Origin of the sequence: Nonomuraea angiospora (assembly GCF_014873145.1) — a bacterium.
Classification (GTDB): Bacteria; Actinomycetota; Actinomycetes; order Streptosporangiales; family Streptosporangiaceae; genus Nonomuraea; species Nonomuraea angiospora.
Map to the genome: position 1 here is coordinate 3,206,984 of NZ_JADBEK010000001.1, position 13,068 is coordinate 3,220,051.

At 71.5% G+C, this 13,068-nt stretch carries 9 protein-coding genes; all 9 read left to right on the forward strand.

The genetic code is table 11. The annotated features are described in order from the left end of the window. Window positions 1-11 precede the first annotated feature (11 nt). Complete coding sequence (locus H4W80_RS14625) at window positions 12-1,031, forward strand: Gfo/Idh/MocA family protein (protein WP_318786864.1); 1,020 nt, start codon at window positions 12-14, stop codon at window positions 1,029-1,031. Further along, entirely contained in the window at window positions 1,028-1,804 is a 777-nt protein-coding gene (locus tag H4W80_RS14630; protein WP_192785598.1) for a sugar phosphate isomerase/epimerase family protein, read from the forward strand. The genes H4W80_RS14625 and H4W80_RS14630 overlap by 4 nt, the downstream gene beginning before the upstream one ends. Further along, entirely contained in the window at window positions 1,801-2,820 is a 1,020-nt protein-coding gene (locus H4W80_RS14635) for an NAD-dependent epimerase/dehydratase family protein (RefSeq protein ID WP_192785599.1), read from the forward strand. Before H4W80_RS14630 ends, H4W80_RS14635 begins: the two co-directional genes overlap by 4 nt. Further along, the gene (locus H4W80_RS14640; RefSeq protein WP_192785600.1) at window positions 2,820-3,890 is read left to right on the forward strand and encodes a dihydrodipicolinate synthase family protein; all 1,071 of its coding nucleotides are present in this window, start codon (window positions 2,820-2,822) and stop codon (window positions 3,888-3,890) included. Before H4W80_RS14635 ends, H4W80_RS14640 begins: the two co-directional genes overlap by 1 nt. After that, complete coding sequence (locus H4W80_RS14645; RefSeq protein ID WP_192785601.1) at window positions 3,887-7,753, forward strand: alginate lyase family protein; 3,867 nt, start codon at window positions 3,887-3,889, stop codon at window positions 7,751-7,753. Before H4W80_RS14640 ends, H4W80_RS14645 begins: the two co-directional genes overlap by 4 nt. A 9-nt stretch (window positions 7,754-7,762) precedes the next feature. Continuing rightward, window positions 7,763-8,365 carry a GNAT family N-acetyltransferase gene (locus H4W80_RS14650; RefSeq protein ID WP_192785602.1) on the forward strand — a complete coding sequence of 201 codons (603 nt, stop codon included), beginning with the start codon at window positions 7,763-7,765 and terminating at the stop codon, window positions 8,363-8,365. Window positions 8,366-8,379: 14 nt separating this feature from the next. Next, window positions 8,380-9,627, forward strand: coding sequence for a carbohydrate-binding protein (locus H4W80_RS60695; RefSeq protein WP_225963449.1), 1,248 nt, complete (start codon window positions 8,380-8,382; stop codon window positions 9,625-9,627). A 134-nt stretch (window positions 9,628-9,761) separates the two neighbouring features. Beyond that, complete coding sequence (locus H4W80_RS14665; RefSeq protein ID WP_225963450.1) at window positions 9,762-11,372, forward strand: beta-N-acetylhexosaminidase; 1,611 nt, start codon at window positions 9,762-9,764, stop codon at window positions 11,370-11,372. Between the two features lie 635 nt (window positions 11,373-12,007). Beyond that, a complete protein-coding gene (locus H4W80_RS14670; RefSeq protein ID WP_225963451.1) occupies window positions 12,008-13,045 on the forward strand; it encodes a LacI family DNA-binding transcriptional regulator in 1,038 nt (345 codons plus the stop codon). Window positions 13,046-13,068: the final 23 nt, after the last annotated feature.

The window sequence follows — 13,068 nt, forward strand, 5'->3', positions numbered from 1 at the left end:
AGGAGTTGTTTGTGCCTACCATCGAGCCCTCGTTCCGGCTCGGCCTCATCGGTACCGGCATCGTCGGCGACCTGCATCTGCGGGCCGCGCGGAACCTGCCCCAGGTCACGGTCGGCGCGGTTTGCGACATCCGCGCCGACGCCGCGCGGAGCATGGCCGAGGAGGCGGGCGCCACCGCCTACACCTCGCACCGGGAGATGCTCGCCCGTGAGCGGCTGGACGGCGTGATCATCACCTCGCCGCACAACCTGCACGCCGAGATGACCGTGGACGCGGCCGGCGCGGGTGTGCACGTCCTGGTGGAGAAGCCGATGGCCACCACGGTCGCCGACTGCACCGCGATGATCGAAGCCTGCGCGGCCGCCGGGGTGACGCTCGCCGTCGGGCACGTGCTGCGCTTCAGCGCCCACGCCCACCAGGCCGCGGCGCTCCTGGCCTCCGGTGAGCTCGGCCCGGTCCACGCGATCAACCACCGCAGAACGGCCCATTACGAGCGCGGCTCACGCCCCGACTGGTTCTTCGACCCGGTCGTGGCCGGCGGCGGCATCGTGATGAACGTCGGCACCCATGGCCTCGACCGCATCCAGTGGCTCGGCGCCGGCGAGGTCGAGTCGGTCCACGCCCACCTGTGGAAGCGGGGCGGCCTGGACATCGAGACCGACGCGATCGGCGTCGTCGGCCTGTCGAGCGGCGTCAAGGCGAGCTTCCTGTTCACCAGCGCCGGCCTGCCCTTCACCGACGAGACGGTCGTCATCTGCGAACGGGGCTCCCTGCGCTGGTCGGCCACCGAGGGCACCTTCGTCAGCGAAGGCGGTACCGAGCGGCAGATCGCGCCGGGCGGGGACCATCCGGTGGCGGCCTTCACCGAGCAGCTCGCCGACTTCGCCGACGCCTGCACGACGGGCCGGCCGCCGCTGGTCGGGGGCGACTACGGCCGGTCCGTCGTGGCCGCCGTCCTGGCGATCTACGAGTCGGCCGGCCACGGTCGCCCCGAAACGGTCGGCTCCGCCTTGCTGAGGAGCACGGCATGAGCGGGCGCCTGGCCTTCAGCACCCTCGGCTGCCCCGGCGCACCGGTCGAGCAGGTGATCGAGCTGGCACGCGAGCACGGCTGCGAAGGCATCGAGCTGCGCTGCGCCACCGGCGAGATCCTTCCGCCCGCGGCCGCCGACGCCGAGGCCCGGACGGTCGGGGCCCGGTTCGCGGAAGCGGGCATCGAGATCGTCTGCCTCGCCTCCTACGTGCAGGTCGGGATGCCGGGCGAGGAGGCCGCGCTCGCCCGGCATCTGGAGCTCGCGCGGCTGGCCGGCGCGTCGTTCGTACGGGTCTTCGGAGGGGACCCGGACGATCCCGGCGTGGCGGCCCACGCCGTCACGACCCTGCGAGCCGGGGCCGAGAGCGCCGCACGGTCCGGTGTGCGGATCCTGCTCGAGACCCATGACGCCTTCCTCACCGGACGCGCCGTCGCCGGAGTGCTCGACCAGGTCGGCTCCCCGCACGTCGGAGCCCTCTGGGACGTGGTCAACCCGTGGCGCGCGGGCGAGCCCCCGGCCGTCACGGCCGAGGCGCTGCGTCCCTGGCTGGCCCACGTCCAGGTCAAGGACGTCGCCTCCGTCACCGATCTCGCGCCCGTGCTGCCGGGCGCCGGAGCCGTGCCCCTCGACGCGTTCGCCGGGGAACTGGCCCGTCTCGGCTATGGCGGCTGGACCTCCCTGGAGTGGGAGGCCGCCTGGTACCCGCAGGCCGCGCCCCTGTATGAGGCCCTGTCCGCCTTCCGCTCGCTGACGTTGGAGCACATCCGATGATCGAGAACCTGAACGATCTGCGCGAAGCGCTCAGCGCCCCCTCCGAGGCCGTGGCCGACGGCCTCGCCCGCACCGAAGGCGACCTGATGCTGCTGGGCGCCGGAGGCAAGATCGGCCCCGGCCTCGCGGTGATGGCCCGCCGCGCCCTCGACGCCCGCGGTTCCACCGCCCGGGTCATCGCCGTCGCACGCACCCTCTCCGGCGACGACGAGACGTTCATGAAGCAGGCCGGAGTGGAGATCGTCCGGGCCGACCTGCTCGACCACGCCGACCTGGCCCGCCTGCCCGAGGCCGAGCGCGTCGTCTACCTGGCCGGACGCAAGTTCGGCACGCACGGCTCCGAACCCGGCACCTGGGCGCTCAACACCTACCTGCCGGGACGCGTCATGCGGCGCTTCCCCGCATCGCGCGTCGTCGCCTTCTCCACCGGAAATGTCTACCCCCTGGTACCGGTGACCAGCGGCGGAGCCGACGAGACCACCCCTGCGAGCCCTGTCGGCGAATACGCGCAGTCCTGCCTGGGCCGCGAACGCGTCATCGAGCACTTCTCGCGCGCCCAGGGCACCCCGGCCGCCATCGTCCGCCTGAACTACGCCGTCGAGATGCGCTACGGCGTCCTGCTCGAACTGGCGCAGGCCGTCCTCCGGGGCGAGCCGATCGACCTGGCGACGGGCAGCGTCAACGTCATCTGGCAGGGCGACGTCAACGCCATGACGCTGAGCCTCTTCGAGCACTGCGCCACCCCGCCGCTGATCCTCAACATGGCCGGACCCGAGACCGCGTCGGTCCGCTGGCTGGCCGGGCAGCTGGCCGCGCGCCTCGGGGTCACGCCGCGCTTCACCGGTGGTGAGGAGCCCACGGCCCTGCTCTCCAACGCCGCACGCTCGCACGCCCTGTTCGGCTACCCGACGGTTCCGCTGATGCGCCTCCTCGACGAGACCGCCCGCTGGGTGGCCGAGGGGGGAGCGGTGCACGGCAAGGCCACCCACTTCCAAGAACGAGAAGGACGCTTCTGATGCCAGCCATCCTGGCGCCCGCCGCAGCACGCACCCTGCTCGAAGGCGTCATCATCCCCGCACACCCCCTCGTCATCACCGCCGACGGCACGCTCGACGAGCGCCGCCAGCGAGCGCTGACCCGGTACTACCTCGACGCCGGCGCGGGCGGCCTCGCCGTCGGCGTCCACACCACCCAGTTCGGCATCCGCACGGCGGGCCTGCTGGAGCCGGTGCTGCGGCTGGCCGCGGAGGAAGCCGCCACGGCCGCCGCTCGGGCGGACGGCCCGGCCCCGGTGCTGGTCGCGGGCGTGGCAGGCGGTACGGCGGAGGCCGTCCGCGAGGCCGAGATGGCCGCCTCCCTGAGCTACGACCTGGCCATGGTCATCGTGCGCGGGCTGGACCACCTGCCTGACCGCGAGCTCGTCGCCCACCTGGCCGAGATCGGTGAGGTGCTGCCGCTGTGCGGGTTCTACCTGCAGCCGGCCGTGGGCGGTCGCGTCCTCGGCGTGGACTTCTGGCGCCAGGCGGCCCAGCTCCCGGCGCTGCGTGCGGTGAAGATCGCGCCGTTCGACCGCTACCGCACGATCGACGTGGTCCGGGCGGTCTGCGAGTCCGGCCGGGCCGAGGAGATCGCCCTGTACACCGGCAACGACGACAACATCCTCGTCGACCTGCTCACCGAGTTCTCCATCGAGGTGGACGGCGAGCCGGTGGTCAAGCGCATCGTCGGCGGCCTGCTCGGCCAGACGGCGGTGTGGACCCACCGCGCCGTCGAGCTGCTGAACCGCGCCCACGAGGCGGTCAGGAGCGGGCAGGTGGACACCGAGCTGCTCACCCTCGCCGCGCGGCTCACCGACGCCAACGGCGCGGTCTTCGACGTGGCGCACGGGTTCGCGGGCTGCATCGCCGGAGTGCACGAGGTGCTGCGCCGCCAGGGCCTGCTGGCCGAGGTACGGCTGCTCGACCCGGCCGAGGGCCTGTCGCCCGGCCAGGCCGAAGAGCTCGACCGCGTCATCGCCGCCTACCCCGAGCTGGTGGACGACGAGTTCGTCGCCCGGCACCGCGACGCGTGGCTGAAGGCGGCGTGAAGAAGATCACCGCCTTACTGGCGGCGCTGATCGTGGCCTCGGCGCCGCTTCAGGCGATGCCCTCCCCCGCCGCGGCCGCCGCCGACGGGCAGAACCTGGTGCCGAACCCCGGGTTCGAGACGACCACGCCCTCAACCGAAGCCTGCCCGGCGCCCGCCTGGTGCACACCGTGGCAGAGCTCCACCTACACGATCGACACCGCGGTGGCCGCCGAGGGCGAACGCTCGATGCGGATCGACGGCTCGCCGGCCAAGAAGATCGGCGGCTTCGTCACCGTCCCGCTCAACCAGACGACCACCCCCATCGTGCACATCTCGGCCAAGGTGAAACTGGATGCGATCACCCTGGCCGACTACACCGACTTCCCCGGCGCGGCCCGCGTCTCGCTCAGCTTCAGCTACGTCGACAGCGCGGGGAGCACCGTCTACACAGGCTCCGGCCTGCTCGGGGGCATCCTCACCGGCAGCACGGACTGGACCACCGTGCAGGGCACCTTCAAGGTGCCGCCGCTGACCACCCGGGTCCAGATCATCAACACCGTGCAGACCTCCACCGGCACCATGTGGGTGGACGACGTGCGGGTGACACCTGGATCGGCCTGGCTCTACCCCGAACGCGCCACCAAGAAGGCCGCGCCGGGCAGCGACGCGACGTTCCTCGTCACGGTCACCAACCGGCGGGCCGTGGCCGACACGCTGCGACTCGCGGTGGACCGCGGCACGGTGAGCCCGGCGGTGACCGCGCCGCTGAAGCCGGGCGAGTCCACCCTGGCCACGGTGACGGTTCCCGGCGCGGGCTCGGCCGTACTGACCGCCACGCCCAGTGGTGACGCGGCATCCGCGCGGCGGGCCACGCTCACGGTGGAGGAGGCCACCGCCAAAGGCGGCGAGCCTCGGGTCTACGCGACGCCCGCGGAGCTGGAAACCCTGCGCAAGCGCATTTCGGGGCAGCCGTGGGCGGCCAAGGCCTTCGACACCACCGTCAAGGCGGAGGCCGATGCCTGGCTGGGCAGGCCGCTGGACAAGACGGTCTTCCACGGCGGCTGGAGCGGCAACTTCAAATGCCCCGGCACCAACACCATGCTGACCTTCGACTACGACAGCCCCACGAGCCACCGGTGCCCGCTCGACGGCAAGACCTACAGCGGCGAGCCGTACGACAGCGCATGGGTGGAGATCTGGCACAACAACGCCGCGCAGGGCGCCTCCGATCTGGCGCTCGCCTACCGGGTGACAGGCGGCGAGCAGTACGCGGCCAAAGCGCGCGACATCCTGCTCTACTACGCCGATCGGTTCCTGGCGGTGCCGCTCAACCCGCTCTACGGGCGCATCCATTACCAGTCGCTGGACGAGGCGGTCGCGGCCATCGGGCTGATCGACGCCTACGACCTGATCCGCGACGGCCTCACCGAGGCCGAGCGGGTGAACATCGAGGGCAACCTGCTGCGCCCGCTGGCCGAGCTGCTGATCTCCAGCCCGATGGCGACCTCCAACTTCCAGGCGTGGACGGCCGCGGCGGTGCACGGGGCCGGCGCGGCGATCGACGACGCCGGACTGCGCGATACCGCGCTGAAGGACACCGAGTTCCTGCTGGACAAGGCGATCGTGAGCGACGGCTGGTGGTGGGAGGGCTCGGCCAGCTACCACCTGTACGCGCTCCAGGCGCTCACCCAGGTCGCCATCTCGGCGCGGGAGAAGGACTACCCGCACGATCCGCGCTTCAAGTCGATGTACACCACGCTGCTGCCGTACCTGTACCCGGACCAGACCGTACCCGCGGCCGGTGACGGCGGCACCTGGGGACGGAGGTTCGGCCCCAACTTCACGATGTTCGCCGAATGGGCCTATGCCACCTACGCCGACCCGGACTTCGCCGCCGGGCTCGGGCTGGCCTACCACAATCTCGGCCAGCCGCGGGGCGACCGGTGGGCGCTGCGGTACGGCGCCGACGAGATCCCGAAGAGCTCGGGGGTACGGCAGCGCAGCACGACCTTCCGCGGCCTGGGCGAGACCGTGCTGCGCGGCGGCGAGCCGGCCAACCTCATCCCCAACGGGGACTTCACGGAGGCGGCGCTGGAGGATGCGGGCAAGCCGGCCTCCTGGGCGCTGACCGGGACCTGGAAGAAGGGCGCCGTGACGGGCCGGGCGACCCAGACCTTCCCGGTGGACGGCACTCGCCTGTCACACCTGCGGCTGTCGGTCCTGGGCCGTGGAGCGGTCACGCTGACCTTCCTCGACGGCAAGGGCAGGAAGATCAGCGCGACCGAAGGGGAGACGGAGCTCCAGGTGCCGGTCAAGGCGCGTGCCGTACGGCTGGCCATCGACGGCGGCTTCGAGCGGCTCGACCTGTGGCCGGCCGACCTGGCCCGGGACGGCGGCTTCGAGGACGGCGGCAAGGCCTGGGCCCGCGAGGGCCGCACGGCGATCTCGCCGCTCGCCTACCGCGGCGGCTCGGCGGCGACGGCCAGGCAAGGGCGCTGGAGCAGCGACATCCCGGTCACCGGCGGCCTCGTCGGCACCGTCGAGCTGACGGCACGCGTCCAGGGGACCGGCCGGATCGAGCTGTCGTTCGTGAACAAGGACGGCACGACCACCGAGCCCGTCTCCACGGCCTTCCTGGGCACCTGGAAGGCGGTCGCGGCGCGCGGCGCGGTTCCGCGTGAGGCGGTCGCGGCACGGGTGGCGCTCGTCTCGGACAGGGGCGTGGGCTTCTTCGACGACGTCGCCCTGCTGTACGGCTCGGCGGTGGACCCCTTCCAGGCCGACGCGATCCGGATGGACCACGGCATCCCGGGCGGCAGCCATGGTCACGCCGACAAGCTCCACATCGACGTGACCGGCGGCGGGCTGCAGTCGACCGACCTCGGGATGGTCTACGGCTCCGACAACGCCGACCTGACCAACAACTGGTACCGCGAGACCGTCTCGCACAACACGGTCGTCGTGGACGGGCGGAGCCAGGACCGGGCCATGCGCGGCTCGCTGAACTTCTTCGGCACCACACCCGGGCTGCGGGTGGCCGACGCCGGGGCCAAGGACGGGGACGTGGCCATCCGCCGTGCGGACCTGATGACCGACCGTTACACGCTCGACGTGTTCGACGCCTCGGGAAGCACCGCGCACCGCTACGACCAGTCGTGGCACGGGCAGGGAACGCTGGAGGTCGGCGGGCCCGCCATGACGCCGCCGCCCTGCGGCGACTGCGTGCTGGACCCGGCCGACACCGACTTCGGCTACCACCGGCTCAAGCGGGTCGCCGAGGGCACCGCGGCGGACGGGCGGTGGAAGGCGCAGTGGACCTCCGACACGGGGGTGCTCTCGCTGCGGTCGCTGGAGCCGGTCTCGACCGGAGTCCTGCACACCAGCGGGCCGGGCGAGGCCACCACCGGCCGGCCCATTCCGTTCCTGCTGGCCAGGCGGGAGGGGGCGGCGAAGACGCGGTTCACCACGCTGATCGAGACCCGCTCGCCGGCTGACCGGCCGGCCGTGAGCGACGGCCGGCGGATCGCCGACGGGCACGTCCAGGTCGACCTGGCCGACGGTGTCCGCGACGACGTGCTCTTCGACTCCGGCTACGCGCTGCTCAGACGGGCCGCGAACGGTTCACCGGTCAGTGTGGACCTGATGCGCCGCGCCGCGGTCTCCGTGGACGGCGTCGACTGGGTCAAGGTCTCGCGGCCGATCGAGCGGGCGTCGGTGGCCTACGCCGGGTCCGAGCTGCGGCTGACGGTGCCGCGCGGAGAGCCCGGACGGTATGAGATTTCGGTTCACGCGCCGGGCGTACGCGATGTCACCCTCAACACGCGCTCCGTTGAATTCGCCCGGTCCGGTGACATGATCACCGTCGCCGTCACCGTCTCCTAGGAGCTCGCCATGGCAGCGCACCTGCGGCCCTACCATCCTGCCGACCTGGCCGGGATCTACCGGGTGTGCCTGCTCGTCGACGGGGCGGGCCGGGCGGAGGCACCCCGCTTCCACGCCCCCGACCTGCCCGGTCACCTCTACGCGGGGCCGTACGCGGTCGCCGATCCCGGCCTGGCCTTCGTCGTCGCCGACGAGCACGGGATCGGCGGCTACATCGTCGCCACCGCGTGCACCGAGGAGTTCCTCGGGTGGGCCCGCGAGCACTGGTGGCCGGTGCTGCGCGAGCAGTACCCCCGCCATCGCGACCCCGGCGACGGCACCCTCGACCACCGGTACGTCGATGTGATCCACGACTACCCGGACGCGCCCCGGCCCTGGTTCGCCAGCCACCCGGCCCAGGCGCACATCAAGCTCACCGCGCGGCTGCAGGGCAGCGGCTGGGGCCACCGCCTCATGTCAGCCCTGATCGCGTCGTTGCGGGAACGGCAGGTGCCCGGCCTGCACCTCGGCGTCGCCGAGACCAACGGCCGGGCCCTGGCCTTCTACGCCGCGCTCGGCTTCACCGAAGCCGAGCGTCACCCCTGGGGACGCACGCTCGTCCTCGATCTCTGAACAGGAGCCAGCTCATGAGAGGAAAAGTCCTCACCGCACTCGTCTCCTTATTCGCCCTCGTCCCCGGCACCGCCCTGGCCGCACCCCGCGTCAACACCTTCGAACGGCCCGAGCGGGGCAGCGCCTACACCCTGAGCCAGTGGGCGGCCGACGGGTGGAGCGCCCCCTGGCAGGAGGGCATGGACACCCGTACCTGGATCGACGGTTACAACTTCAACCACTCGGGCGGCAAGTCGCTGCGCGTCTTCTACCCCAAGGGCAAGATCGGACCGGCCGACTCCGGCGCCCAGGCGCCGCTCGCGCTGAGCCCGGCCCGCGAGTACTACCTGTCCTACTGGGCGCGCTACAGCAGCGACTTCAGCTGGGGCACCACGGAGTTCGCCGGGAAACTGGGACTCGGCCTGGCGGGCGGCAAGGCGTGCTCGGGAGGCCAGGTCTGCGACGGCTACAACGGCTTCAGCTCGCGTATGATCTGGCGGCGCGACAACGGCCAAGCGGCGATTTACTACTACCACATGGGTCACGCCGGGCAGTACGGCGACTACGCCGTGCTCAAACGCAACGGCGCCGACATCCTCTATCCGCGCGGGGAATGGTTCAACATCGTCCAGCGCCTCAAGGTCAACACCGTCACCAACGGTAACGCCAACCCCGACGGCGAGATCGAGATCTTCTACAACGGCGTCTCCGCCGCCACCGTCACCGGGCTGCGCTTCGTGCGCAACGGCGACCTGATCGACAGGGCCTACTTCTCCTCCTTCTTCGGCGGGGCGGACACCACTTTCGCACCTGCCAACGACTCCTGGATCTGGTACGACGACCTCAAGGTGTCGACCAACCGGGCCGACATCTGCGAGCTGGCGCCCGGCGGCTGCCACACCCGGACCTTCCAGGCCGAGAGCTACAGCGCGATGAAGGGCGTGATCACCGAGCCCACGCCCGACACGGGTGGCGGGCAGCACGTCGGCTCCTTCGACAGCACCGACTGGATCGCCTTCGGCGGGGTCACCATCCCGTCGGCCGGTCGTTACCTGGTGGAGTACCGCGTCGCGTCGCCGCACGACGGCGGGGTGATCTCGCTGGACATCAACGAAGGCGCCACGCCGCTCGGAAACGTCGACTTGCCGAACACCGGGAGCTGGTCGAGCTACCGGACGATCTCCCGTGAAGTCGACCTACCCGCCGGGACACACCAGTTCGGCGTCTACGCGGCGACGGGCGGCTTCAACCTCAACTGGTGGAAGATCACCCGGCTCTACTGAACCGCCACGAGGTGGCACTCGAACAGGCCGTGATGGTGCGCGGCCTGTTCGGGGCCGCAACACGCCCTGCCGGGGAGGCCGGCGTCGTCCGCGCACTGCCGTCGATCCCTTCCGAGACCTGTGAGGAAAGCCGCATGAGCCTCGTCCCCTTGCCCGCCGCCGTGATCCCGGCCTATGGAGTCTTCGCCCTCACCGCGGAAACCGGCCTGACCGCGCCGGACGCCCTGCATGGAGTCCTGGCATGGTTACAGGGAACCCTGCGCGCGGGGACCCGGCTACCCCTGCGCGAGTCGGCGTCCGGATCGATCCGGCTGGAACTCGCCCCGGATCTCGCCCCCGAGTCCTACCGTCTGCGGGTCACCCCCGACCACGTGCGCATCGAGGGCGGCGACCCCGCAGGCGTGTTCTACGGCTGCCAGACGCTGCTGCAGCTGCTCCCGCCCGCCGTACACCGACGGTCATGCACAGCCCCCGGCACGGAGTGGGTCATCGGCGCGACCACCATCACCGACGCGCCGCGCTTTCCGTGGCGCGGAGTCCTGCTCGACGTCGCACGGCACTTCATGCCGGTGCACGACGTGCTCAGGTTCATCGACCAGATGGCGGCGCACCGGCTCAACCGGCTCCACCTCCACCTCACCGACGACCAGGGCTGGCGTCTGGAGATCCGGCGTTACCCCCGTCTGACCTCGGTGGGAGGGTGGCGTACGGAGACCCAGATCGGTTCCGGGCCGGACGCGGGGACCGATGGCCGGCCGCACGGCGGCTATTACACCCATGACGACATCCGCGAGATCGTCGCCTATGCCGCCGGACGGTTCGTCACGGTGGTGCCGGAGATCGAGATGCCCGGCCATGTCCGCGCCGCCCTGGCCGCCTACCCCGAACTCGGCGCCGGGGCCGAGCGGCTGCCGGTGTGGACCCGCTGGGGCATCGACGATCACGTGCTCAACGCCGAGGAGCACACCGTCAGGTTCTTCTGCGACGTGTTCGACGAGGTGATCGAGCTGTTCCCGTCGCCGTATGTCTGCGTGGGCGGCGACGAGGCCCCGAAGACCCGCCTGCGTCACGATCCGGCCTCGCGGGCCAGAGCCGCCGAACTCGGGCTCGACAGCGTGGACCGGTTGCCGGGATGGTTCCTGGGGCGCATCGGCCGTCACCTGGCCGGGCGCGGCCGCCGCCTGCTCGGCTGGGACGACCTGCTCGAAGGCGACCTGCCGGTCGATGCGACGCTCCTGTCCTGGCGCGGCATGTCCGGCGCCGTCGTCGCGGCCCGCCGGGGGCACGATGTGATCAGCTGCCCCGACAACTACGCCTACCTCGACTACCGGCAGTCGGACCTGGACACGGAGCCGATACCGCAGTCCGTCGTCCTGGACCTCGACCGCGTCTACGCCTTCGAGCCCGTGCCCGCGGAGCTCTCTCCCGAGGAAGCCAGGCATGTGATCGGAGGCCAGGCCAACATCTGGACGGAGTACATGGACTCCCGACGTGTGGTCGACTATTTCGCCTTTCCCCGCCTGGCGGCGATCGCGGAAGTCCTGTGGACTCCGGCCCCTCTGCGTGACCTGCCCGGTTTCCGCGGGCGCATGGAAACCCACCTGCTGCGCCTGGAGGCCATGGGAATCGAGTTCCGCCGGCCGCAGGGCCCGAAACCGTGGCAGCAGCGGCCCGGGATCGCCGGACGCCCCAGGACCGAGGAGGAACGCGACGCCCACATCGCCCGCATCACCGGCCGGTCATAGGCGTTGACGCTGCTTGATCCTGGCGATCCCTGGCCGCGCGCCGGGCCGCGCCGATGGCCTCCGCCGATGGCCTCGGCGGGCACCGATCGGGCCGGGCGGGTGAGGACGCGGCGGACGGTATCCGCGGGCACCTTGGGCTCGCGGTCCTCGGTGAGCAGCCCGTTCGGCTCCTGCTCGGTGTCCGTCAGCCGGGTCCAGCAGAGGCCGGCCGGCTCCGGGTTGTCCAGTACCGCGTCCACGAGCTGCCGGAACCTCTCGGCCGGTTCCTCGGTGGAGCCGACGGTGGCGTACCCGTGCCAGGGCTCGTCCCGCGCCGGGCGGAGGCTGGTCCCGCCGCTCGCGGACAGCACCACCGGCCGGCGATACGGTTCCCATGGGGGCTCCGGTCCGTCTTCATGCGATGCCGACCGGCCTCGATCGAGGCTCCGCATGTTTGCGCAAACTTAAGCTCGGCACCTGTCATCGTCGAGACCGCTGTTGTGAGGTTCGGAGAGGTTGCGCTCCACCTCGATATATCCGCATGTCCAGCCACTCTAAGAGAATGCAACGATGTTTGCGGAAACATCAACCATGGCTATCACCCTCCAGAGATGCCGCTGTACTCTGTCGGCGACGACGAAGGGAGACGACCCGGCATGGCTCGACTACCGGGGACGAGAGCGTCAGGCGGCCCGTCGATGGCGGACGTCGCCAAGCTCGCCGGCGTCTCGGGCCAGACCGTGTCCCGGGTCGTGAACGGCAACGACCGGGTGACCGCCGACACCAGACTCAAGGTCGAGACGGCCATGAGACAGCTCGGCTACCGCGCCAACATCGCCGCGCGGGCGCTGGCCACCGGCCGGTTCGGCACGATCGGCGTCGTCATGTTCAACCTCAGCGCCGTGCTCAACGTCTGCATCCTCGAGGCCGTCGTGACCGGCGCCCAGGCCCGCGGCTACTCGGTGAGCGTCGCGATGGTCGACGGCCCGACCGAGAAGGACATCCGCGCCGCCGTCCGCGGCCTCACCGACCGTGCGGTGGACGGCGTGATCGTGATCGAGGCCCGGGTGCTCGACACCCCGCAACTGCACCTCCCCGAGGAGGTGCCCGTGGTGATCGCCGACAGCAGGGCGGCGCACCGGCACCCCACCTTCGGCATGGACGAGGCCGCCGGCGTCCGCGCCGCCGTGGACCACCTGCTCGGGCTCGGCCACGCCACCGTGCACCACGTGGCCGGACCGACCGGCTCGAACCCGGCACAGCGACGCAGGGCTGCCTGGCAGCGGCTGCTGAAACGCTCGGGCCGCGCCGTCCCCCCACCCGCCGTCGGCGACTGGTCCCCGCAGTCGGGGTACGACGCCGCACGCCGCCTGCTGGCCGGCGACGACGTGAGCGCCGTCTTCGCCGCCAACGACCAGATGGCCGCGGGCGTGCTCAGGGCCGCCGCCGAGCTGGGCCGCAAGGTGCCGGACGACCTGAGCGTCGTCGGCTTCGACGACCTCGACTTCACACCGTTCCTCGCCCCGCCGCTGACGACCGTCCGCCAGGACCTCGCGGCGGTGGGACGCCGCTGCCTCGAACACCTGATCGCGCGGATCGAGGCGCCGCCCGGGATCGAGGCGGCCCAGCCCGCCAGCAGGTTCGTCCGCCCGGAACTCGTGATCAGAGCGTCCACCGCGCCCCCACGCCGCTGAGCCCGCCGCCACGGCCATTGACA

Coding starts and splice junctions, on each gene's coding strand:
- H4W80_RS14635 (WP_192785599.1), top strand. CDS start 1,801: ATGATCGAGAACCTGAACGATCTGCGCGAAGCGCTCAGCGCCCCCTCC.
- H4W80_RS60695 (WP_225963449.1), top strand. CDS start 8,380: ATGAGAGGAAAAGTCCTCACCGCACTCGTCTCCTTATTCGCCCTCGTC.
- H4W80_RS14670 (WP_225963451.1), top strand. CDS start 12,008: ATGGCTCGACTACCGGGGACGAGAGCGTCAGGCGGCCCGTCGATGGCG.
- H4W80_RS14650 (WP_192785602.1), top strand. CDS start 7,763: ATGGCAGCGCACCTGCGGCCCTACCATCCTGCCGACCTGGCCGGGATC.
- H4W80_RS14630 (WP_192785598.1), top strand. CDS start 1,028: ATGAGCGGGCGCCTGGCCTTCAGCACCCTCGGCTGCCCCGGCGCACCG.
- H4W80_RS14665 (WP_225963450.1), top strand. CDS start 9,762: ATGAGCCTCGTCCCCTTGCCCGCCGCCGTGATCCCGGCCTATGGAGTC.
- H4W80_RS14640 (WP_192785600.1), top strand. CDS start 2,820: ATGCCAGCCATCCTGGCGCCCGCCGCAGCACGCACCCTGCTCGAAGGC.